This window comes from Tsukamurella asaccharolytica (genome assembly GCF_007858435.1).
Lineage (GTDB): Bacteria > Actinomycetota > Actinomycetes > Mycobacteriales > Mycobacteriaceae > Tsukamurella > Tsukamurella asaccharolytica.
Map to the genome: position 1 here is coordinate 1 of NZ_VIGW01000003.1, position 22096 is coordinate 22096.

The window sequence follows — 22096 nt, forward strand, 5'->3', positions numbered from 1 at the left end:
GTACCGGCCCCGAGCGCGCGCAGGTAGGCGTCGGCGTGCCGCACCGAGGCGATCCAGCCCTCGGCGGCGTCGGGAAGGCCCGCGGCGCCCGCGGAATCGCCGGTGCCGAGGTAGTCGAAGCGGAGCGCGGCGAAGCCGTCCGCGGCGAGCAGCGCGGCGAGACGCCGCAGCCCGCGCAGCGCGTCGTACTGCTCCTTCGCGAGCGGCGGCACCAGCAGCACGGTGCCCCGGACGCGGCGCGACGCGGGGAGGTGCAGCGCGCCGTACAGGGGCGCGTCCGCGGGCCCGAAGTACGTCCGCTGCTCGAGCGGCGGCTCAGTCGAGTGCATCGATGATCTCCTTCGCCCGGTCCGCGTAGGTGTTCCGGCCCCGGGTGATCGCGGCGTGGCCGGCGGCGGCGATGCGCGCCGCGGCCGCCGGGTCGGCGCGGACCCGTGCGACGATGCCCTCGATCTCGGCCGGGTCGTCGTAGAGCAGCGCCTCCCGACCGTCGGCGAGCAGCTCACCGTGCTCGACGGTCCGCGGGCCCACGAAGAGCCCGCCGGCAGCGGGGACCTCGAAGGTCCGGCAGGTGTGGGTGTCGCGGTTGTCCGAATTGAGGAGCACCAGGTTCGCGTCCACCGCGCCGATCGCCCCGGAGAGCGCCGTGCCGTACTGCGGTCCGCGCACCGTCGCCCGGGTGCGCAGGAGGCCGGGCCGGCGGCGCCACCCCGGCCCGGCCAGGTAGAAGTCCGGGCCGAGGCGAGCGGCCAGGTCCGTGACCAGCGCGGTCCGGTCGGGACGGGCGTTGCCGACGAACCCGGCAGCGTACCGCCGGCCCGTGCGGGGGGCGACGGGCCGGTGCCAGTCGGGGTCGTAGGCGCTGCGCACGAAGACGGCGCGGCGCGCGCCCCGGGCGAGCAGCTCGGGCACGTTGTGTCGCTTGGTGGTGACGATCGCGTCCCAGCCCGGCTCCGCCGCGAGGTACTCGGCGGTGGTGTTGACGGGGTTGGCGACGTCGTCGGCGCTGTAGTGCACGCGCCGTCCCGCCGGGAGGTTCAGCAGGCGCTCCTGGTCCAGGTGCACGGCGGTGTAGCAGAACAGCAGGTCGGCGCGCGCGTGGGCCTCCAGGTTCCGGTGCACCGCGTCGACGGTGCGCGGCGCGCGGCGCCCGGTGCGCTTGGCGTACCACCACGCCGCGCCGCCGCGGCGGGGGAGCGTGACCGCGGTCGTGTCGACGACGGTCACGTCGTGCCCCGCGCGACGGAAGCCCTCCGCGAGCGAGCGCGCGTTGCTGCCGTACCAGTCGTCGCCGGCGAACAGGATCCTCATGCCGCGCCTCCCGGCGCCGCGACCGCCGCCTCCAAGCGCCGGGCCCGCAGGACGGAAAAGAGTGCGGCCGCGGTCTGCGCCGCGACGATCCCGATCACGACGGTCCGCGGGTCGTGCGTGCGCGCCGCCACCGCGAGCGTGACGGCGATGACCGCCGCGCCCACACCGCCGGCGAGCAGCACGCCCCGCGCGTCGCCCAGCACCGGCAGGACCGCGGTGGCGACGAAGGAGGTGACCGCGAGTCCCGGCAGCGCCCACGCCTGCATCTGCAGGAGGGGGACCGCGCCGTCGAACTCCGCGCCGAAGATCAGCGGCACCAGCCAGGGGGCGAGCGCCGTCGCGGCCGCGGCAAGCGCGGCGCCCCCGGCCGCGACCAGCGCGATGGCCCGGCGCGTGGTGGCCCAGAAGGCGTCGGTGTCGCGGCGCGCCAGCCGCGGGAGCAGGCTCACGCCGACGGCGTCGAGCAGCGAGCCCGCGGCCTGCACGGGCCGATCGCTCGCGCTGAACAGGCCGAGCGCGTGCGGAGTCAGCGTCGGCGCGAAGACCGTGGCGGCGGCGGGGCCGTACGAGGAGGAGAGCAGCCTTGCCGTGCACACGGGGCCGCCGGTCCGCAGCAGCTCGGTGGGCGGCCCGGGGCGCGCGGGCAGGCCGTGGGTCCGGAGCGTGCGCGCCCATGACCACCCGACCGCGACGAGATTTCCCGCGAGGAGGGCCGCCATCGCGGCCTCCGGCGTCCGCGCCGGCGGCAGCAGCACCAGCAGCAGAGCGAGGTAGACGACGCGGCCCGCGGTCTGTTGCACCACCACGGCCCCGAACCGGCCGGTGCCGAGCAGCACCCAGTCGTCACCGCATGCGCCGACGGATCCCACCACGAGGCCCAGCGCGCCCATCTCGACGGCGCGCGGCACCGGCAGCGCCACCGCCAGCAGGAACAGCGCGGTGAACGCGAGGAGCGCCGCGGCGCGGAGACCGGCGTAGTCGCCCCGCAGCCGGGCGAGGCCCGGCTTCTCCGCGCGGGCCGCGACGAAGGCGGTGATGCCCAGGTCGGTGCACAGCGCCCCCACGAAGTAGGTCGCCATCGCGATCGCGAGCAGGCCCATCCCGGCGGGGCCGAGCAGCCGCGCGCAGAGCGGGATCGTGACGAGCGTGACCGCGTACTGCCCGTACCGGCCCGCCGAGACGAGGACCACGTCCCGCAGCACCCCCGCGGAGCCGCGGAGCGGCGTCATCGAACGTCCCGCGCCACCCGGGCCAGGAGGGACTCCGCGATCGCCCCGGAGGTCTTGAGATCCAGGTCGCGACCGCGGTCGGCGGCGGCCGCGCTGAGCTGCTCGCGCTGCTCCCAGTCGTCGATGAGCGTGTCGAGCGCGATCGCCAGCAGGTCCGGCCGCCGGGGCGGCACCAGCACGCCGGTCTTCCCGTCGTCGATGAGCTCCGTCGGGCCGCCGGCCCCGGCGGCGACGACCACCCGGCCCGCGGCCATGGCCTCGGCGACGACCTGCCCGAAGGGCTCGGTGAGCCGCGAGTAATGCACCACGACGTCCGCGTCCGCGGCCTCGGTGATCGGGTCCGTCACGTGCCCGGTGAAGGTCACCCGGTCCGCGATGTCCAGGCGTTCGGCGAGTTCCTCCAGTTCGGCGAGGTAGCCGTCGTCGTCGCCGAAGTGCGTGCCGCCCACGAACCGCACCTCGGGCACCGCCTCCATCTGCGCGAGCGCGCGCAGCAGCAGGTCCTGACCCTTCCACGCCGTGATCCGGCCGATCATCGCGATCTTGACGTGCTTCGGTGCGCGCTGGGGCGCGGGCGCCGGAACGGTGCTGAGGTCGACGCCCGGAGGGCACACTGCGGTGGGGCTGCCGCCGGTGGAGATGGTGCGCAGCGTGCCGCGCGAGTTCGCGAGGTAGCCGGACGCGACCATCCGGCCGAGCAGCCGCAGCGGGAAGCGCGTGCGGCCGAAGTACTCCGCGCTGACCCGGTCGTGCACCTGCCACACCAGCGGAATACCCGTGCGGCGCGCGGCGACGGCGCCCACGAGCAGGGACTTGGTCGACTCGGCGACCACGACGTCGGCGTCGTGCGCGCGCAGCAGCGGCGCGAGGCGCCGGCCCGTGCGGTACAGATCGACCGCGCCGCGGAGCAGCGCCAACGGTCCGGCGTCGCGCCGCACCGACGACGGCCGGCCGGGGACGACGGTGACCGGCACCTCCGCGGCCTCGAGGACGTCGGTGAGCGGGCCGGGGGCGAGCAGCATGACCGAGGCGGGCACGCCGCGCCGGCGCAGTTCCCTGGCGAGTCGGGCGAAGGCCAGCTCCGCACCCGAGGGCGCGGCGGTGTGCCCGAGGAAGACGGGACGGCGGGCCCTCACGCGACGACCTCCCGGTACAGGGCGGCGTGCCGCGCGGCGGCGAGGTCCCACCCGAAGCGCTCGGCGTGCGCGCGGCAGGCCTGGGGGGAGGGACGCGCGCCGTCGAGCGCCGCGGCCAGCCGGTCCGCGAGCGCCTCCGCGTCGCCCGCGCCGACGACGAGGCCGGGGTCGAGGTCGCGGACGGCGTCGGGCAGGCCGCCGACGTCGGTGACCACGGGTGCCCGGCCCGACGCGAGCGACTCGAGGGCGACGAGCCCGAAGCCCTCCCAGGCGCGCGACGGGACCGCCGTCACGGTGGCGGCGGCGTATCTGCGCGCGAGGCTCGCGTCGTCGATCGTTCCCACGAAGGTCACAGTATCGGTGATCCCGAGCTCCGCTGCGCGGCCACGCAGATCGCCGCGCTGCGCGCCGTCGCCCACCACGTCGAGCCGGGCCTGCGGATGCCGCGCCAGCACCGCGGGCCACGCCTGCAACAGCACGTCGATGCCCATGCGGCGCTCGAGGCGGCGCACGCACAGCACCCGGGGCGGACCGTCGGGGACGGGCGTGGCGGTGAACCGCGCGAGGTCGACGCCGGGCGGGATCACGGCGATCGCGCCGCGATCCGCGCCGTACCGCGCGACGAGGACGTCGGCGAAGGCCCGCGAGAGAACCACGAAGCGGTCGCTCTCGCGGTAACGGGCGCGTTCGACGAGCGCCTTGACGGCGACGGCGGCGCGGCCCTCGCCCGCGGCGGCGCTCTCCTGCGCCCACGGCCCGTGGAAGTGCGTGACCAGGGCGGCGCCGCGGGGCGCGGGGCCGAACAGCGCGAAGTGCCGGTCGAGGACGGCGGTGTCCTTCGGAGCGGCTCGACGGGACGCTCGCACCCGGGCGGCCGTGCACCCGGCGTCGGCGCCCCAGCTGTGGCCCCCGGTGGCGGGTTCGCCGAAGGCCGCGGCACTGGGGGCGACGTCGTCGCGCTCGCGCAGGGCCGCGAACAGGTCCGCGAAGTAGCGGGGGAGTCCGCCGGGCGTGGTGCCCGGCCAGGTGGTCCCGGTCAGGTGGACGGGGACCGCGGTCACAGCTGCGCGTTGACGGATCCGGGCCAGGCCGCGCGGTCCAGGCCGTGCGTCGCCAGCAGCGCCAGCGCCACCCGCTCGATGCCGAAGCCGAGGCACGCGCTGTGCGCGGGCGCGCCGTCCACGGTGGTGATGTCGAACTGCACCCCGAAATGATCCCGGTGATAGTTGCTGGACGCGACGGCGACCCCCGGCATGTCGTCGCCGTACATCGGCACGTGGAGCTCGGTCTTGAGATTCTCCGCCGACTGGTTCGCGGCCAGCATGCGCCCGGCGCGGCCGAAGAAGGGGTCGGTCGCGGGGGTCCGCCGCACCTGGAGGCCGAGGTCGGAGAGCAGGTCGGCGGCGCGGGCGACCCAGGTGTCGCGATGCGCGACCGCGGCCCGGTCCGAGCCGACGCGGACGATCTCCCGCATGCGGAAGCTCTGCAGCCGCGCGGGATCCGCCGAGGGCTCGCGGCGGAAGCAGTGGCCGGAGACGTCGACCCAGGCACCGTCGCGGGGCAGCTGCCCGCTCAGTACGGGGTAAACCGAGTGGCAGGCCGACGGGACGAGCGCGACGTCGCTCGTGTGGAAGTGGCCGCCCCAGTCGTGGCCGGCGTCGCGGCCTGCGAGGAGGAGGCGGTGCTCGGCGTCGCCGCCGGTGTAATCCGACACCGTGGCGGCGAGCTGGGGAAAGGACGCGATGTAGTCGTTCCGGTCGAGATACTCGCGGGGCATCACCGGGGGGAAGGAGAGCACGGTGGCGGCGCCGCCGTGCACGTCGCGCACCGTCGCGCCGACGAGGGCCTCGATCGCTGCGGTCAGGTCCGCGAACGCGCCGCCGTGCCCGTACACGCCGTCCACGCCCGAGGGCAGGAGCAGGCCCGCATCGAAGAGGGAGGCACGGAACTTCTCCTGGCGCGCGTGCAGGTCAGTAAAGTCGATCGCACGGGGTGCTTCGGCCTGCGTCATCGGTCTCTTCTCCATGGCTGGAACCGTTGTCACTGCAACACGTTACCAGGGCTAGGGTGTACGGAAGAGGCTTGAGAGTCGTGACTGCAAAGTCGTCTCGTGGCCGATTCGGGGTCCGGATGCGACGGAGGCGGGAGGCGTGGTGGACGAGGTGATTCGCGCGATCGTGGCGGCGCACGGCAGGTTGACCAGGCCGATCGCGGACATTGCCGGTGGTGACGATCTGTATGCGCTGGGTCTCACCTCGCACGCGGCAGTGAACATCATGCTCGCTGTCGAAGATCGATTCACTATCGAGTTCCCGGATTCGGCGATGAACAAGACAACCTTCGGAACCTTGGATTCACTCGCGGCGACGGTCCGCGAGCTGACCGCCTGAGCCGCCGGTGACCCGCATCGCCGTCGTCCACGAGCGGTGGACCGAACAGGGCGGCTCCGAGAACGTCGCGCGAGCCCTCGTCGACGCCTGGCCCGGCGCCCGCCTGCACGTCGCCTTCGCCGACCCGCGCGCCGTCCCCGCGGAGCTCCGCGACCGGATCGCCGTCACCGGACTCGACGCCGTGCACCGCGCACTCGGCCGCCGCTCGCACGCCCCGCTGATCCCGCTCTCCGCCGCCACGTGGCGCCGGTACCGCGCCGTCCCCGGGGCCGACGCCGTCGTCATCAGCCACCACGCCACGGCCGTCTCCGCCGCACGGTCCTGGCCCGGCGCCGCGGTGGTCGCCTACGTCCACTCGCCGGCCCGCTGGGCGTGGGCGCCCGAGCTGCGCTCGGGTGAGGCGTACGGCGCCGCCGGCCGGCTCGCCCTCGCGGCGCTCGCGGCGCGGACCCGGGCCGTCGAGACCGCCGCGGTACCCCACCTCGACGTCGTCGTCGCCAACTCGACCGCCGTCGCGCGACGCATCGAGCGCTGGTGGGGCGTCGCGGCGGAGGTGGTCGCCCCGCCGGTCGACGTCGCGCGGTTCACGCCGGACGGTGCCACTGCGGGGGACTACTTCCTGGTCGCCGGGCGGCTCGTGCCCTACCGCCGCGTGGACCTGGCGATCCGCGCCGCCCAGCGCGCCGGGGTGCGCCTCGTCGTCGCCGGCGACGGACGACACGAGGCCGCCCTGCGGCGCATCGCGGGCGCCGAGACTGTCTTCCTCGGCCGCGTCTCGGACGCGGAGATGGTGCGCCTGCAGCGCGCGGCGATCGCCACCGTCATGCCCGGCGAGGAGGATTTCGGCATCGTGCCGGTGGAGGCCATGGCGACCGGCACCCCCGTCCTCGCCCGCGCGGCGGGCGGGGCGCTCGACACCGTGATCCCCGGGCTCTCCGGGGTGCTCGTGCCCGACGGGCCGGACGAGGATTTCACGGCTGCGCTCGCCGCGGCGATGCGGGACGTGCGGCCGGCCGATTTCGACCGCGTCGCGCTCCGTGCTCACGCCGAGCGGTTCTCGGTGGCCGCCTTCCGGGACCGGATGCGCGCGATCGTCGCCGAGGCCGTCAGGTGAACCGGGTGGGGATCGACATCGCCGAGGTGGCGCGCGTCGAGGAGTCCCTGGCGCTCTTCGGGCCACGATTCACGACGCGGGTCTTCACGTCGCGGGAGATCGACGACTGCGCCGGCGACGCACGCCGCCTGACCGCACGCTGGGCCGCGAAGGAGGCCGCGGTCAAGGCGCTGCGCCTCGGGCCAGACGTGCCGACCCCGCCCCGCGAGGCCGAGGTGGTCGGGACGCCGCACGGGCCGGAACTACGGCTGCACGGCGGCCTCGCGGCGCACGCGCGCCGGCAGGGCTGGATCCGCGCGGAACTGTCCCTCACGCACACGGACGCGTCCGCCGCCGCCGTGGTGCTCGCCGAGCTCGCGGAACCGGACCCGGGCCGTTAGCGGCCGCCGCGGCCGAAGAGCACCGTGCCCACCGAGATCAGCAGGATCTTCGTGTCGAGCCACAGGCTCCAGTTCTCGATGTAGTAGTTGTCGTACGAGGCCCGGTCCCGGATGTCGGTGTCGCCGCGCAGCCCGTGGATCGCGGCCCAGCCGGTGAGTCCCACCATCACCCGGTGGCGGGACTGATAGGCGGGGATCTCCGCGCCGAAGCGGTTCGCGAAGTGCGGCCGTTCGGGTCGCGGGCCGACCACGGACATGTCGCCGCGCACCACGTTCCACAGCTGCGGCAGCTCGTCGATGGAATGGCGCCGTAGGAACCTGCCGAGGCGCGTGATGCGGAGCTGCTCGTCGGTCCAGTCGCGATCCGACTCCTCGTCGGGCACGGGCCGCATGGTGCGGAACTTGTAGAGCGAGAACAGGCGCCCGTCCTGCCCGACGCGCGTCTGCCGGAAGAGGATCGGCGCGTTCGGCTCCTGGATCTTGATCGCCACCGCCACCAGGAGTAGCAGCGGCGACAGCAGCACCAGGCCGAGGCTCGAGGTCAGGAGCGAGGTGACGCGCTTGACCCGCCAGTGGCTCGTACGCAGGGCCAGGCGCCGCACCAGCACCAGCGGCGTGGTGTGGATCCGGTCCATGTCCCGGTCCTGGTGCACGAACTCGTAGAGCCGCGGAACCACGTAGATCTCACAGTCGAGGGTGTCGCACTCGCGGAGCGGCTCGACGAGCGTGGCATCCCGATCGCGGGAGAACGCCACGATGACGGTGGCGATCTCCCGCTCGCGGATCAGGCCCGCCAGATCCCGCTGGCGGGGGATCACCTCCACCGGAAAGGCGGTCGCGTCGAGGGGGTCGTCATCCATCACCAGGACCGGACGCAGCCCGTACTCCGGGAACTCGATCATCGAGTGCACGAGGTCGCCGGCGACCTTGCCGCCGCCGATCACCAGGGTTCGGCCACCGCGCTCCGGATGCCGGGCGCGGTTGCGCCGGACCGCCCCGTAGTAGAGCACCCGCACAGCGAACAACACCACCCAGCACACCACGGCGCCGATCAGGTGGGAGTGGTCGTGCTGCCAGACCGTGATGACGCCGAGGGGTGCGAGCATCCACCCTGCGATCGCCAGCTGCGGCACCGAATCGAGGGCGCTCAGCGTGACCCGCGTGCGGTACAGCCCGAACAGGTAGAAGACGCTCACGGTGGCCGCGCCGCCGATGACGCCCTCGATCGCATGACTGAGATGGGAGGTCGAGGAGTTGTTGGTCACCGCCAGGAACATGGAGACCACGATGAAGTCGAGGAGCGCGAGCACCCACGAGTGGCGGCGCATGCGACGGCCGCTCCCGGCGGGCGCGTCTTTCGTTGCCATGTGCTCCCCGAATATTTCCGATCGTGCTCGCGTCAGTCGAATATAGGACACCTCGGCGTGGTGGCGACAACCAGCGCTGTCCCCGCCGCCGCCGCGCGTAGGGTGAGCGGCGTGCAGCCCCTTCCGTCCCAGGTCGCGATGCTGCAGCTCGCCGCCCAGCGCCCCGGCTCACGGGCACTGGCTGTCGACGCGGCGTGGCGCACGGACCTCCCGATCGACACGAACGCGCTGGTACGGGCGGCGACCGCTGCGCTCGACGAAACCGAGGCGGCGGCGATCGGGGTGGTGATCGACGGCGCGGCCCGCTTCGTGCCCGCCGCCCGCGCACCCGTCGGAACGGAGTCCTTCCCCTCGGAGGAGCGATTCCGGACGTGGCGCGCCGCCGGCACCCTGCCGCTCGACGGCGGGCCCCTCGTCCGCGCCACGGTCGCGCGCATCGGGGCCGCGCACGCCGTCCGCCTGCTCGCCCACCACGCCGTGCTCGACGGCTACGCCATCGCCCGCGTCTTCCGCCGGATCGTGGAACGGCTGCGCGCCGAGGCCGACGGTGCGCCGCTGCCGTACGAGCGCCGCGGCGACCTCGGCGCGCTCGCCGCCGCGGCCGCGCCGCTCCGCCCGCCCGCGCCCTCCTTCTGGTCCGCCGCGACCGACGGCGTGGGCGAACCGGGCCGCGAGATCGGCTTCTCCGACCGCGCCGCATCGCCGGCCGACGCCCCCCGGCAGGAGCGGGCACGGATCACCGTGCCGGGCATCGCGGGCCGCCGCGCGTGGCCGGGGGAGGCCGTCGGCATCGTCGCCGCGTACACCGCCCGGCACCTCGGCGCCGACGACGCTCGCGTGGGCGTCACCGCCTCCCTGCGCCGCACCGCGCTCGAGCGGGCCACTCCCACGCAGTGGATGGCCGTCGTGCCGGCCCGCCTCGCCGTGCCACCCGGCGTCACCCCCGCGGTCCTGGCGGCCGATCTCCAGCTCTGGCTCGCCGCAGCGTCCGAGCGCATCGCCCAGGGGGAGCGGCCCGAACAGCTCCTGACCGCGGTCCCCGCCGCGTGGCGCACCGGTCGCCTGTACGGGCCCATCGTCAACGTCCTGCCGGACGTGCGGGTCGAGGGCTGGTCGCTCGACGTCACCGCGTGGGGTCCGGTCGCGGACTGCCTGATCTCGGTGTATCCCGAGCCGGGCGACGAGCTCGTCGTCGACGGCGTCTTCCACCCGGCCGGCTACGATGCCGCGCGGGCCGCGGCGCACGTGGACGCGATCGCCGCTCTGCTCGGTAGGGCACTCCGCGCGCCGCACGTCCCGGTCCCCGATGTCCCTGCGCGGCCGGTGGATCCGGACCGGATCGCGGTGCCCGGCGGGTGGGCAGTGCCCGCCCGGATCCGGGACGCGCTGATCGCCGCCGGCTTCCCCGCCGACCGGATCGAACTGCGGACGGAACCGGCGGTCACCGTCGTGCTGCACGGCGCGGTCCTCGAGCGCCTGCCGGAGGCGCGGGCGGTGCTGCCTCCCGGGGTCCGCGTCCGGTGCGGCTGAGGTTTTGCCGGAATGGCACAGGAACTTGCCGTGGGCGGGCGGGGCGCGGCACCGTGGAGCCATGACCGAGCACGCACGGGGACACGGACACGCGCACACCCGCCCGGACTGGGCGGCGCTCGCCGCCGAGATCGAGGCCGAGGGTGAGACCCTGCTGCCGTACGTGACGCAGGCGCTCGACGCGATCGCCGAGCGGATCGCGGCGCCCGCGACGGTGCTCGACGTGGGCTCCGGGCCGGGCGTCTTCACCGCCGCCCTCGCGGCCCGGTTCCCCACGGCCCGCGTCATCGCGGTCGACGGTGCGCCGGAGCTGCTGGACCGGGCCCGGGCGCGCGCGGCGGGCGTCGGCCACCCGGTCGAGGGGCTGCGCACCGACCTGCCCGCCGGCGTCGCCGAGCTGCCCGCCGCCGATCTCGTGTGGACCGCGCAGACCCTGCATCATCTCGGTGACCAGAGCGCCGCCGTAGGCGCCCTCGCGGGCCGGTTGAACCCGGGCGGCGTGCTGGCCGTGGCCGAGGGCGGCTTGCCCTCGCGGTTCCTCCCGCGCGACATCGGGCTCGGACGCCCGGGGCTCGCGGACCGCCTCGACGCGCTGCAGGCGGTCGGCTTCGGGGAGATGCGGGACGCGCTCGGCGGCACCGTCGACGTACCGGAGGACTGGCCCGCGCTGCTCCGGGCGGCGGGGTTGCGCGACGTGCGCGCCCGGACCTTCCTGGTGGACCGGCCCGCGCCGCTCGACGACGGGACGCGCCGCGGCGTCGCGCACCTGCTGGGCCGCTACCTGCGGATGGCCGACCGGCTCGACCCGGACGACGCCCAGGTGCTGCGCCGGCTGACCGACCCGGACGACCCGCAGGGGGTGCGACGCCGCCCCGATGTCTTCGTGCTGGCCGCACGAACGGTGTACATCGGGACGGCGCCGGGACCGTCGTCGGGGACTAGGAGATCGTCGCGACTCCGTCGCGGAAGGTGATCGTCCCGTGCTGGAAGGTCTGCTTGATCCCGCCGTTCTCGGCGGACTCGTCGCTGGTGGGGTAGCCGAGCCTGCCGGATTCGTGGCCCTCGGCGCCCCACTTCTGGCCGATCACGCCGTGCACGACGTGCGCGCCCGAGGCCTCGGACCAGTAGATGGTGCCGCCCGTGAGGGTGAGGTACCTGCCCTTGCCGTCCGGCAGGGTCGCGACGGGCCCGAGCGGCGCACCGAGGTGGCCCTTCTCGTAGCCGTAGGTGGCGTACGCGGCGATGAGCGGTCCGTCGGTCAGGGTGACCTCGGTGCCGCCGGGCGTCGCGATCGTCGTCGACGGCACGGCGGCCTTCGACTCGGAGCCCGCGCCGTTCGCTCCGGATTCCCCCGCCCCGGAGCCGTTCGTTCCGGATTCCCCCGCGCCGGAGGCAGCGTCCCCGGCGGCCGACGTCGCGGCGTCCTTCGCGTCGGTCGCGGTGTCGCCGGCGTTGTCACAGGCGGAGGCGGTCAGGGTCAGCGCGACGGCGGCGGCGACTGCACCGAGCGTCCGTGTGATCCGAGTGTTCATCAGAGCTCCCTTCGGCAGCGTGAATTGAACACCCGGAGTGTAACCACACTTCCGAGCGGATTTCAGCGCGGGCGCACCGTCTGGATCTGCGTCACCGTTCCGACCGGGCCGGTGCTGTCGTGAATGACGGAATGGGTCAGACCTGCGCCTTCGGGTCCGGTGGACACCCGTGTGTCGAAGCCGACGGCCCCTCCGACCGGGTCGCGGAAGAGGTGCGCCGTCAGGTCCAGATTCGGGTACGCGACCTCTTCCGGGGTGAACCGGGGCGCCATTCCGTTCGCGATATCAAATAGCCGGGCCGCCTGCGCGATCGGCCCGGTCGGCTCGTCGAGGAGCGGGACGGCGGACTCGACCCAGTACGTCGCGCGGCCGGGGCGCACCTGGACGCGGCGGGCGCGTGCGGAGGCGATGAAGCCGCCGGGCCACGTCGCGCTGGGGTCGCATTCGGGCATCTGCTCGGCGGGCGGTATCGGTTCCAGTTCGGAGCCCGCGACCGCGCGCGTGTCGCGCCGGTCGAGCAGCCACGCCCGCAGGACGAGCCCGGCGCGGCCGCCGTGGCTCAGCACCGCCTCGACGAGTTCGATGGTGCGGCCGGGCCGCACCACCCGCACGTCCACCTCGACGGTGTCCATCGGCAGGGTGCCGAGGATGTCGTAGGACAGGCGCGCGATCCGCAGGCCGTCGTCGCGGCGCGCGTCCCGGTCCTGCTCGACCGCGTGGGCGAGGAGCCCCATGGGGGGAGCGATGTGCTGCTCCTCGGTGTTCCATCCGCCGGAGACGTGCTCGGTGGGACGGAACGCGGTCGCGGAGACCCGGTCGAAGTACGGCATGGGGTGAGCGTACGCCTCCGACCGGCGTAGATCGGGCGAGGGGTTAACTCTTAATAACTGAAATTGGGTGGCGGGAAGGGCCGCGCCCCGCACACCGGGGTGGTGTACGGGGCGCGGCTGCCGGCCGGAGGAAGAGGATCAGGCCTTCACATCGAACCGGTCCGCGTTGGCGAGCTTGGTCCACGCTGCGACGAAGTCGCCCACGAACTTCTCGCCGGCGTCGGCGGCTCCGTAGACCTCCGCGATACCGCGGAGGATCGAGTTGGAGCCGAAGACGAGGTCGGCGCGCGTGGCCGTCCACTTCTTCTCGCCCGTCGCGCGGTCGGTGCCCACGTAGGTCGCGTCGTCGTCGGACGCCGGGGCCCACTGGACCGACATGTCGAGCAGGTTGACGAACCAATCGTTGCTCAGCGTGCCGGGGCGATCGGTGAACACGCCCGCCTCCGACCCGCCGTAGTTGTTGCCCAGTACCCGGAGGCCGCCGAGGAGCACGGTCATCTCCGGCGCGGTGAGCCCGAGCAGGTTCGCCTTCTCGACGAGGAGGTACTCCGCCGGCAGCGGCGCGCCCTTCGCGACGTAGTTGCGGAAGGCGTCGAACCGCGGCTCCAGCGCCGCGAAGGACTCGACGTCGGTGTCCTCCTGGGTCGCGTCGGTGCGGCCCGGCGTGAACGGGATCGTCACGTCGACGCCTGCGGCCTTGGCCGCCTGCGCGACGCCGGCGTTGCCCGCGAGCACGACGACGTCGGCGAACGAGACCTTCTTGCCCGACTCGGAGTTCCACGCGTCGGCCACGCCCTCGAGCGTGCGGATCACCTGGGCCAGCTCGTCCGGCTCGTTGACCTCCCAGCCGGCCTGCGGCTGCAGGCGCAGGCGCCCGCCGTTGGCGCCGCCGCGCTTGTCGGTGCGGCGGAACGAGGAGAACGCCGCCCACGCGGTCTTGACGAGCTGAGCGGTGGTCAGGCCGGTGGCCAGAATGCGCTCGGTGATGGCGTCGGCATCGGCCGCATCGATCGGGGCGCCCTCGGCGGCGGGGACCGGGTCCTGCCACAGGTGCTCGGTCGCGGGGACCAGCGGGCCGATGTAGCGGGAGGTCGGCCCCATGTCGCGGTGGAGCAGCTTGAACCAGGCCTTGGCGAAGGCGTCGGCGAGCTCCTGCGGGTTGTCGAGCCAGCGCTGGGTGATGGCGCCGTAGATCGGGTCGAATCGCATGGTGAGGTCGGTCGTGAGCATCGACGGGTGCGTCTTCCCCGTGCCGAAGGCCTCGGGCACCGAGTCCGCGCCGCCACCGTCCTTGGGGCGCCACTGACTCGCACCCGCGGGGCTCTGGAACAGTTCCCATTCGTTGCCGTACAGGGTCTCGAGGAAGCTGTTGTCCCACGTGGTGGGCGTGTGCGTCCAGATGACCTCGAGGCCGCTGGTCACGGCGTCGGGGCCGACACCGGTGCCGTTGCCGCCCTTCCAGCCGAAGCCCTGCTGCTCGATCGGCGCGGCCTCGGGCTCGGGACCGTTCTCGACGGGTCCCGCGCCGTGCGTCTTGCCGAACGTGTGACCGCCGACGATGAGGGCCGCGGTCTCCTCGTCGTTCATCGCCATGCGGCCGAAGGTCTCGCGGATGTCGGCGGCGGCGGCCAGGAAGTCCGGAACGCCCTCCGGGCCCTCGGGGTTGACGTAGATGAGACCCATGTGGGTGGCGCCGAGCGGCTGGTCGAGCTCTCGGTTGCCGGAGAACCGGCCGTCGGAGCCGAGCCACGTGTGCTCGGGACCCCAGTAGACGTCCTCGGGCTCCGCGACGTCAGCGCGACCGAAGGCGAAACCCTCCGTGGTGAAACCCATGTCCTCGAGGGCGACGTTGCCCGCGAACACGATCAGGTCGGCCCAGGACAGCTTGCGGCCGTACTTCTGCTTCACCGGCCACAGCAGGCGGCGCGCCTTGTCCAGGCTGACGTTGTCGGGCCAGCTGTTGAGGGGGGCGAAGCGCTGCAGGCCCGCACCACCGCCGCCGCGCCCGTCCGTGGTGCGGTAGGTACCCGCGGAGTGCCACGCCATGCGGATGAACAGGGGGCCGTAGTGGCCGAAGTCGGCGGGCCACCAGTCCTGCGACTCGTGCATGACGGCGACGACATCGGCGCGGACGGCGTTCACGTCGAGCGTGGCGACCTCGGCCGCGTAGTCGAAGTCGGCACCCAGGGGGTCACCTTCGGCGGGGTTGTTGGCGAGCACCTTCAGGTTGATCTCGTCGGGCCACCAGTCGCGGTTGCCACCGCCGGCCACGGGCGGGCGCAGTGAGCCGTGGGCGACAGGGCAACCGCCGCTTCCGCTCGTCTGTTCCTGGGGGGAGGTGGTCTGATCCTCGGACACGGCGTTCCTCTCGGTACGGATGTGTGTACGGCTGGTGAAGCGGGGCGGCCGGGCTGGCGCCGCACCGTCCACTCTACGTCCGAGAGGCGACGGTTTCCAGGTTTTCTGGAATTACTCTAGAAATACCGGAAAGTCGAGGTGAGGTGCCCTATCGGTGCGGTAGGAATGCCTTATCGGTCGGCTTCGCCCGGCGCTCCCACGCGGAGCCCTGGCGACGCCGAACCGGCTCATCCACGCCGCCGCGGAAACGCAGCGGTGATGGCGTCGAGGAGCGCGGGGTAGCGCTTCGCCTCGGGGTGGCTGCCGGGCTTGCCGCTCGACACGACGGCGGCCGCCAGGTCCCGCTCCGGGTCGGCCCACATCGCGATCTCGGTCAATCCGGTGTGGCCGAAAGCGGCGGGCGCGTGCCGCCCGAACGGGCCGAACCGCTCCGAACCGAGCATGTATCCCGTGCCCCACCGGAGCGGCGCGCCGCCGGTGGCGAAATCGGGTCGCAGGCGCCGTGCCTGCCGGGTCGCCGCCGCAAGGGTCTCCGGCTCCAGCACGCGGACCCCGTCGAGCTCGCCGCCGCGGCGCAGGATCTCCGCGAACCGCGACAACTCCTGCGCGGTCGAGACCAAGTTGGAGGAGGGCACGATGCCGGTGAGGAACTGCGGCGAGTTCGACATCGGCACGATCTGCTGCATGGTGCCGCCCACGACCTTGCGGAAGGCGGCCTCGACCGCGGGCGGCGCGGGCTTACCCGTCGCGTAGCTCAGTCCGACGGCGGGGAGATCCTGTGGCGCGACGCCGAAGTTGGTCCAGCGGAAGCCCAGCGGCTCGAGGATCTCGGTTCCGGCGATCTCGCGGATCGTCCGACCGGTGGCGGCCAGCACCAGCTCGCGGACCAGCGGCCCCCAGGTGAGCGCGTGGTAGAAGTGCAGCCGGCCGGGGGAGTAGACCGGCTTGATGCCGGCGAGCATCGCCCGCGTGTACTCGCTGTCCTCGGACCGCGTGAGGTCGGGGCGCGGACCGGTGTTGATGGGGATGCCGGCGCTGTGGGTCAGGACGTGCCGCACCGTGACCCGGTCCTTGCCGTCGCTGGTGAACTCCGGCATGTAGTCGGCGACCCGCGCCTCGAGATCGAGGTCGCCCCGCTCGATGAGCCGATGCAGGACGGTGACCGCCACACCCTTCGCCGTGGAGTACGTGCAGAACGGCGTGTCGACGGTGACGGGCACGGGTTCCGCCGCGTCGTCCCTATTCGAGGGGAGCTCGGGACCGTTGCCGCGGGCATGGCCGACGGCCCGGTTGAGCACGACGCGGCCGCGGTGCCGCAGGCACACCTGGATCGCGGGCTGCATGCCCGCCGCGTACCAGGACCGCGCCGCGAGCCAGATCCGCTCCATCGCGCGCGGGTCCACCCCGGTGTGGTCCTCCGCGCCGATGTCGGTGACCGCGTCCAGGTCGCGCGGGACGCCGATGCGGCCCTCCTCGGGTGCGGGGGCCGCCGGCACGGTGTCGCTGCTCACGGGACGAGCCTACGGATAGATTGGCGCGGTGACGCGCGCCAGCACCTCCCTCAAGCTCGCTTACGCGGCCCTCGCCGCGGTCGACGCCGCGCTGTCGGCCTCGCCGAAGCCCGCCCACCACCGTGCGCGCCGGATCACCAAGCCGCTGCTCCTGCCGACCCTCGCCGCGTCCTTCGCGACCGACCCGCGCGGCGCTCCCCGCTGCGGCGCAGCACCCTCGCGGGGCAGGCCGCGGGCTGGGCGGGCGACGTGGCGCTCCTCGGCGACGAACCGCGGCACTTCGCGCTGGGGGCGAGCGCCTTCGCCACCGGTCACGCCGCGTACATCACCGGACTGCTGGCACAGCGGGACCCGCGGGCCTCGCTCGTGGGGCCCGCCGCCGTCGGCGCCGCCTGGGCCGTCGGCGCACCGCGGACGCTGCTCGCCGCGTACCGCGCCGCGCCCGCGCTCGCGCCGGTGCTGGCCGGATACTCCGCGCTGCTCAGCGGCACCGCCGCGGCGGCGACGGTGCTCGGCCCGCAGGTTCCCGCCGGGGCGCGCCGCGCGACCCTCGCCGGCGCCGGCCTGTTCCTGGTGAGTGATGCGATCCTCGGCCTGCGTAAGTTCGTCCTCGCCGACCCTCCGGTGTGGACGGAGGGCGCCGTCATGGCCACCTACACCGGTGCCCAGTTCCTGCTCGCGGAGGGCGCCGCGCGCGCCGGGGCCGGAGCCCCCGTCATCGTGTCAGCGCCGGGGAGGGGTGTCGGCGGCTGACGCCCCGCACGCGCAGGTCAGTGTGCGGCGGAGGTCCGGCCGCGCAGCTTGCCGATCACCTGCACGATCGCGACGACCACGGCGCCCACCGCCAGACCGAACAGCGCGGAGCCGAGGGTATTGGCGATCCAGCCGATCACGGAGCCGATGGAGGGGATCAGGTCGGCCGCCCAGGTCTCGAAGTGGTGCACCACGGAGTAGGGCCACTGCCACCCCAGCTCGTCCAGCCCGACGAGCAGGATGTGCCCGCCCACCCAGCACATGGCGACGATGCCGACGTTCGCGAGCACGCTGAGCACCCCGGGCATCGCCTTGACCAGCGCGGTGCCGACCTTGCGGCTGAACTCCGACGGGCGCTGGGCGAGCGCGAGCCCCACGTCGTCCATCTTCACGATCGCCGCCACCACTCCGTACACCAGCGCGGTGATGAGGATCGCCACCACGACGAGGATCACCGCCCGGGACCAGATCGTCTCGCTCGCGATCTCGTTCATCGCGATCACCATGATCTCCGCCGAGAGAATGAAGTCGGTGCGGATCGCGCCGGCCACCACGGTGTCCTCGTCCACCTCGCGAGGGGAGGACGACGGTGCGGCGGGCTCGGCGTGGCCGCTGATCTTCTCCCAGATCTTCTCGGCACCCTCGTAGCAGAGGTACGTGCCGCCGAGCATGAGGATCGGCGTCAGGGCCCACGGGGCGAGCCAGCTCAGCAGCAGGATGGCGGGAAGGATGAAGACCAGCTTGTTGCGCAGTGAGCCCTTGGCGATGCGCGCGACGATGCTCAGCTCGCGCTCGGGCTTGATGCCCTGCACGTAGCGGGGCGTGACGGCGGTGTCGTCCACGACCACGCCCGCGGCCTTGACGCTCGCGCGGCCGGCGGCGGCGGCCACGTCGTCGACCGACGCCGCGGCGAGCCGCGCGAGAGCGGCGATGTCGTCGAGCAGGGCAGCGAGTCCTCCGGCCATGGCGACAGCGTAATCGGCGCCGGGCACCTGCGTTTGCCGGACTGCCGTCGCGGGTCATCGGCGTGGGGGAGAATAATGGGGGAACCGTTACATGGAGACTGACAGAGCAGTTCGTAAGAGTCGACCGACCACGACTTTCGGGAGAAGCAAACACTAATGAGTGCGCAGCAGCAGACCATCATCTACACGCTGACCGACGAGGCCCCACTTCTTGCCACCGCGTCGTTCCTGCCGATCATCCGCGCCTTCGCCGGGCCCGCCGGCATCGACGTGCAGACGAGCGACATCTCGGTGGCGGCGCGCATTCTGGCTACCTTCCCCGAGCGTCTGACCGACGAGCAGAAGGTGCCGGACAACCTCGCAGCACTCGGCGAGCTGACGCTCGATCCGTCCGCGAACATCATCAAGCTCCCGAACATCAGCGCCTCGGTGCCGCAGCTGTTGGCCGCGATCGCGGAGCTCCAGGGCAAGGGCTACGACATCCCCGACCTGCCGTCGGAGCCCAAGACCGACGAGGAGCGCGATATCGCGACGCGCTACTCGACGATCCTCGGCAGCGCGGTGAACCCGGTCCTGCGCCAGGGCAACTCGGACCGCCGCGCCCCGCGCGCGGTCAAGGAGTACGCCCGCAAGAACCCGCACAGCATGGGCGAGTGGTCGATGGCCTCCCGCAGCCACGTCGCGCACATGAAGCACGGCGACTTCTACCACGGCGAGAAGTCGACGACGCTCGACCGCGAGCGCGACCTGCGGATGGAGCTCGTCACCGCCGACGGCCAGATCCACGTGCTCAAGAAGAGCGTCAAGCTCGGCGCGGGCGACGTCATGGACTCCATGTTCATGAGCAAGAAGGCGCTGCTCGAGTTCTACGAGGAGCAGATGCAGGACGCCTACGAGACCGGCGTCATGTTCTCGCTGCACGTCAAGGCCACCATGATGAAGGTCTCCCATCCCATCGTCTTCGGTCACGCGGTGAAGGTCTTCTACAAGGACGCCTTCGCCAAGCACCAGGAGCTGTTCGACGAGCTCGGCGTGAACGTCAACAACGGCCTGGGCGACCTCTACGACAAGATCGCCACGCTGCCGGCCAGCAAGCACGAGGAGATCGTCAAGGATCTGCACGCCTGTCACGAGCACCGCCCGGAGCTGGCGATGGTCGACTCGGCCCGGGGCATCTCGAACTTCCATTCGCCGTCCGACGTGATCGTCGACGCCTCGATGCCCGCGATGATCCGCGCCGGCGGGCAGATGTACGGCGCCGACGGCCGCCCCAAGGACACCAAGGCCGTGATGCCGGAGTCCACCTTCGCGCGGATCTACCAGGAGATCATCAACTTCTGCAAGACCAACGGCGCCTTCGATCCGCGGACCATGGGCACCGTGCCGAACGTGGGCCTCATGGCGCAGAAGGCGGAGGAGTACGGCAGCCACGACAAGACCTTCGAGGTCCCCGCGGCCGGCACCGCCAACATCGTCGACAACGCGACCGGCGAGGTGATCCTGTCGCAGGAGGTCGAGGAGGGCGACATCTGGCGCATGTGCACGGTCAAGGACGCACCGATCCGCGATTGGATCAAGCTGGCCGTCACCCGCGCCCGCAACTCGGGGATGCCCGTGCTGTTCTGGCTCGATCCGTACCGCCCGCACGAGAACGAGCTGATCAAGGCCGTGAAGGCGGAGTTGAAGAACTACGACACCGAGGGTCTCGACATCCAGATCATGTCGCAGGTCCGCGCCATGCGGTACACGCTGGAGCGCGCGATGCGCGGTCTGGACACCATCGCCGCGACCGGCAACATCCTCCGCGACTACCTCACCGACCTGTTCCCGATTCTGGAGCTGGGCACCTCGGCGAAGATGCTGTCGATCGTCCCGCTGATGGCGGGTGGCGGCATGTACGAGACGGGCGCCGGCGGCTCGGCACCGAAGCACGTCAAGCAGCTCACCGAGGAGAACCACCTCCGGTGGGACTCGCTGGGCGAGTTCCTCGCACTCGCGGTGAGCCTCGAGGAGACGGGCATCAAGAACGACAATGCGGCCGCCAAGGTCCTGGCGACCACCCTGGACGCCGCCACCGGAAAGCTGCTCGAGAACAACAAGGCCCCGTCGCGCAGCACGGGGGAGCTCGACAACCGGGGCAGCCAGTTCTACCTCGCGCTCTACTGGGCGCAGGAGCTGGCCGCGCAGACCGAGAGCCCGGAGCTGGCGGCGAAGTTCGCACCGCTGGCGAAGGCGCTCACCGAGCACGAGTCCACCATCGTGGAGGAGCTGCGTGCGGTCCAGGGCGAGCCGGCCGACATCGGCGGCTACTACTACCCGGACCCCGAGAAGATGGCGAAGGTGATGCGTCCCAGCGCGACCTTCAACGCGGACCTGGAGCTGCTCGACTCCTGATCGACCCGCTGGCACGGGCATCGTCGAGCATCTCGGCGGTGCCCGTGCGGCGCCAGGCGCCCGGCGGACGGGCCGCGCACGACCGTCAGGCGATCACTCCTCGGTCTGCATGACCCGCGCGAGGAAGGCGGCGGCGTCGTCGGCGGCCGCGTACACGGCGCCGATGTGGTCGGTCGGGTAGAGCCTCAGCGTGACCGGCTGGCGGTGCATCGCGAGCGCCGCGGCGAGGGAGAGGCCGGACGGCAGGGGCACGTCGATGTCTGTGAGGCCGTGGCCGAGGAAGATCGGCCGGTCGTACCCCTCGGTCGGCGTGCCCATGTACGCGTGCAGGGCGTCGTAGACCCCCGGGACGGAGCGCAGCGGCGCGGTGACCCACGTGCTGATCTTCGCGCCCCGCACCGCCTCGCGGATGTCGTAGAGGCTCAGCCGCGCGGCGAGGTCGACGGCCCGCCGGCCCTCGTCGCTGAGCAGCGCGTCGATCCCGAGGTCGGGGCGGGCGTCGCTGAACCCGGCGAGGATGTACGCGGTGTAGACGTTGGTCAGGGGCGGCAGCACCACGGGCGGGAAGGAGGGCCGCAGGAACTGCACGACGCCCTCGATGTTCGCGGGGGTGCCGGTCGCGACGGTCCCGCGCAGGTCGAGGTCGTAGTCCGCCCCGAACTCGGCGGCGTAGCGCGCGCCGTTCATCGCCGCCCCCGCGCCCTGGGACTGCCCGACGAGGGCCCACCGTCGGGCCAGCGGAAGCCCGAGCCGGCGCGCGGCCTGCACCGAGTCGATGAGGTTGTGCGCCTCGACCTTGCCGTTCAGGTAGCTCATCAGGCCGGGGGTACCCATGCCGGCGTAGTCGGTCGCGACCACGGCGTACCCGTGCCGCAGCCAGTGCCCGAGATAGAACTGCTGCCGTTCGGGCTGGGGCTGGGCCGACGGGGTCGCCTCGTCGGACAGGCCGACGGTGCCGTGCGCCCACGCGACCACGGGCCATCCGCCGTCGGGGGCGTCTCCGGCGGGCAGGAACAGCGAGGCCGTGCTGACCGCGGGCCCGTGCTGGTTGGTGGTCGCGTACAGGAACCGGAAGGCGCTCGCGGCGTCGGCGAGGCCCAGTCCCGCGGCGAGCGGCACCCGGTCGATCGGCGTGCCCGGGGGCAGCTCGGGGCCCGCGTACTCGCGCGCGTCGAGGCCCGACCAGTTCGGTGGCCCGAGGGGCTCGACGGTATCCGGCGTGGCGAGCCCGCGGAACAGGACGGCGGCGCGGTGCGACAGCGTGCGCGGGAGCGCGGTCAACGAGGTGATCGGCAC

At 73.1% G+C, this 22096-nt stretch carries 19 protein-coding genes and 1 pseudogene; 7 read left to right on the forward strand and 13 right to left on the reverse strand.

The window, feature by feature from the left end; all coding sequences use genetic code 11:
• The 6 genes and pseudogenes from FK529_RS06435 to FK529_RS06460 all read right to left on the reverse strand — a co-directional run.
• Positions 1-329: pseudogene (locus tag FK529_RS06435) on the reverse strand (alpha/beta hydrolase); the annotation flags it as partial.
• Positions 316-1311: a CgeB family protein gene (locus tag FK529_RS06440; protein WP_146560171.1), complete on the reverse strand. Its 996-nt coding sequence runs from the start codon at positions 1309-1311 to the stop codon at positions 316-318. The gene FK529_RS06440 and the pseudogene FK529_RS06435, both read right to left, overlap by 14 nt.
• Positions 1308-2540, reverse strand: coding sequence for a lipopolysaccharide biosynthesis protein (locus tag FK529_RS06445; protein ID WP_231702958.1), 1233 nt, complete (start codon positions 2538-2540; stop codon positions 1308-1310). The genes FK529_RS06440 and FK529_RS06445 overlap by 4 nt, the downstream gene beginning before the upstream one ends.
• Positions 2537-3676 carry a glycosyltransferase family 4 protein gene (locus FK529_RS06450; RefSeq protein WP_146560172.1) on the reverse strand — a complete coding sequence of 380 codons (1140 nt, stop codon included), beginning with the start codon at positions 3674-3676 and terminating at the stop codon, positions 2537-2539. Before FK529_RS06450 ends, FK529_RS06445 begins: the two co-directional genes overlap by 4 nt.
• On the reverse strand, positions 3673-4716 hold the full coding sequence (locus tag FK529_RS06455; RefSeq protein ID WP_146560635.1) for a glycosyltransferase family 4 protein: 1044 nt from the start codon (positions 4714-4716) through the stop codon (positions 3673-3675). Before FK529_RS06455 ends, FK529_RS06450 begins: the two co-directional genes overlap by 4 nt.
• 17 nt (positions 4717-4733) lie before the next feature.
• Entirely contained in the window at positions 4734-5687 is a 954-nt protein-coding gene (locus FK529_RS06460; protein WP_146560173.1) for an amino acid--[acyl-carrier-protein] ligase, read from the reverse strand.
• Positions 5688-5826: 139 nt separating this feature from the next.
• Here FK529_RS06460 and FK529_RS06465 point away from each other — a divergent pair, with 139 nt between their 5' ends.
• Genes FK529_RS06465 through FK529_RS06475 form a run of 3 tightly spaced genes read left to right on the forward strand, consistent with a single transcriptional unit; the run spans position 5827 to position 7560 of the window.
• Complete coding sequence (locus tag FK529_RS06465; RefSeq protein ID WP_146560174.1) at positions 5827-6066, forward strand: acyl carrier protein; 240 nt, start codon at positions 5827-5829, stop codon at positions 6064-6066.
• Between the two features lie 7 nt (positions 6067-6073).
• Entirely contained in the window at positions 6074-7180 is a 1107-nt protein-coding gene (locus tag FK529_RS06470) for a glycosyltransferase (RefSeq protein WP_146560175.1), read from the forward strand.
• 5 nt (positions 7181-7185) lie between these two features.
• Complete coding sequence (locus FK529_RS06475; RefSeq protein WP_231702960.1) at positions 7186-7560, forward strand: holo-ACP synthase; 375 nt, start codon at positions 7186-7188, stop codon at positions 7558-7560.
• Here FK529_RS06475 and FK529_RS06480 read toward each other — a convergent pair.
• Positions 7557-8927, reverse strand: coding sequence for an exopolysaccharide biosynthesis polyprenyl glycosylphosphotransferase (locus tag FK529_RS06480; RefSeq protein ID WP_231702961.1), 1371 nt, complete (start codon positions 8925-8927; stop codon positions 7557-7559). The genes FK529_RS06475 and FK529_RS06480 overlap by 4 nt on opposite strands.
• Positions 8928-9038: 111 nt before the next feature.
• Here FK529_RS06480 and FK529_RS06485 point away from each other — a divergent pair, with 111 nt between their 5' ends.
• Both FK529_RS06485 and FK529_RS06490 read left to right on the forward strand, forming a co-directional pair.
• On the forward strand, positions 9039-10457 hold the full coding sequence (locus FK529_RS06485) for a condensation domain-containing protein (protein WP_146560177.1): 1419 nt from the start codon (positions 9039-9041) through the stop codon (positions 10455-10457).
• Between the two features lie 61 nt (positions 10458-10518).
• Entirely contained in the window at positions 10519-11430 is a 912-nt protein-coding gene (locus FK529_RS06490; RefSeq protein ID WP_146560178.1) for a class I SAM-dependent methyltransferase, read from the forward strand.
• On the opposite strand, the gene FK529_RS06495 is transcribed toward FK529_RS06490, so the two are convergent.
• From FK529_RS06495 to FK529_RS06510, 4 genes are all read right to left on the reverse strand, one after another.
• Positions 11396-11989: an LGFP repeat-containing protein gene (locus FK529_RS06495; RefSeq protein WP_146560179.1), complete on the reverse strand. Its 594-nt coding sequence runs from the start codon at positions 11987-11989 to the stop codon at positions 11396-11398. The two genes, FK529_RS06490 and FK529_RS06495, sit on opposite strands and share 35 nt — an antisense overlap.
• A 62-nt stretch (positions 11990-12051) precedes the next feature.
• On the reverse strand, positions 12052-12819 hold the full coding sequence (locus FK529_RS06500) for a thioesterase family protein (protein WP_146560180.1): 768 nt from the start codon (positions 12817-12819) through the stop codon (positions 12052-12054).
• 138 nt (positions 12820-12957) lie between these two features.
• The gene (gene katG / locus FK529_RS06505; protein WP_146560181.1) at positions 12958-15177 is read right to left on the reverse strand and encodes a catalase/peroxidase HPI; all 2220 of its coding nucleotides are present in this window, start codon (positions 15175-15177) and stop codon (positions 12958-12960) included.
• Between the two features lie 227 nt (positions 15178-15404).
• On the reverse strand, positions 15405-16688 hold the full coding sequence (locus tag FK529_RS06510; protein ID WP_146560182.1) for a serine hydrolase: 1284 nt from the start codon (positions 16686-16688) through the stop codon (positions 15405-15407).
• 249 nt (positions 16689-16937) lie between these two features.
• Here FK529_RS06510 and FK529_RS20765 point away from each other — a divergent pair, with 249 nt between their 5' ends.
• Positions 16938-17441, forward strand: a complete 504-nt coding sequence (locus FK529_RS20765) for a lysoplasmalogenase family protein (protein ID WP_331456316.1) — start codon at positions 16938-16940, stop codon at positions 17439-17441.
• Positions 17442-17458: 17 nt separating this feature from the next.
• Here the strand turns inward: FK529_RS20765 and FK529_RS06520 are convergent, their stop codons facing one another.
• Positions 17459-18406, reverse strand: a complete 948-nt coding sequence (locus tag FK529_RS06520) for a DUF808 domain-containing protein (RefSeq protein ID WP_146560183.1) — start codon at positions 18404-18406, stop codon at positions 17459-17461.
• Between the two features lie 156 nt (positions 18407-18562).
• On the opposite strand from FK529_RS06520, the gene FK529_RS06525 reads away from it, so the two are divergent.
• A complete protein-coding gene (locus tag FK529_RS06525; protein WP_146560184.1) occupies positions 18563-20800 on the forward strand; it encodes an NADP-dependent isocitrate dehydrogenase in 2238 nt (745 codons plus the stop codon).
• A 93-nt stretch (positions 20801-20893) separates the two neighbouring features.
• Here FK529_RS06525 and FK529_RS06530 read toward each other — a convergent pair whose 3' ends face one another.
• The gene (locus FK529_RS06530; protein ID WP_146560185.1) at positions 20894-22096 is read right to left on the reverse strand and encodes a lipase family protein; all 1203 of its coding nucleotides are present in this window, start codon (positions 22094-22096) and stop codon (positions 20894-20896) included.

Coding starts and splice junctions, on each gene's coding strand:
- FK529_RS06520 (WP_146560183.1), bottom strand. CDS start 18,406: ATGGCCGGAGGACTCGCTGCCCTGCTCGACGACATCGCCGCTCTCGCG.
- FK529_RS06525 (WP_146560184.1), top strand. CDS start 18,563: ATGAGTGCGCAGCAGCAGACCATCATCTACACGCTGACCGACGAGGCC.
- FK529_RS06490 (WP_146560178.1), top strand. CDS start 10,519: ATGACCGAGCACGCACGGGGACACGGACACGCGCACACCCGCCCGGAC.
- FK529_RS06500 (WP_146560180.1), bottom strand. CDS start 12,819: ATGCCGTACTTCGACCGGGTCTCCGCGACCGCGTTCCGTCCCACCGAG.
- FK529_RS06440 (WP_146560171.1), bottom strand. CDS start 1,311: ATGAGGATCCTGTTCGCCGGCGACGACTGGTACGGCAGCAACGCGCGC.
- FK529_RS06495 (WP_146560179.1), bottom strand. CDS start 11,989: ATGAACACTCGGATCACACGGACGCTCGGTGCAGTCGCCGCCGCCGTC.
- FK529_RS06460 (WP_146560173.1), bottom strand. CDS start 5,687: ATGACGCAGGCCGAAGCACCCCGTGCGATCGACTTTACTGACCTGCAC.
- FK529_RS06480 (WP_231702961.1), bottom strand. CDS start 8,927: ATGGCAACGAAAGACGCGCCCGCCGGGAGCGGCCGTCGCATGCGCCGC.
- FK529_RS06445 (WP_231702958.1), bottom strand. CDS start 2,540: ATGACGCCGCTCCGCGGCTCCGCGGGGGTGCTGCGGGACGTGGTCCTC.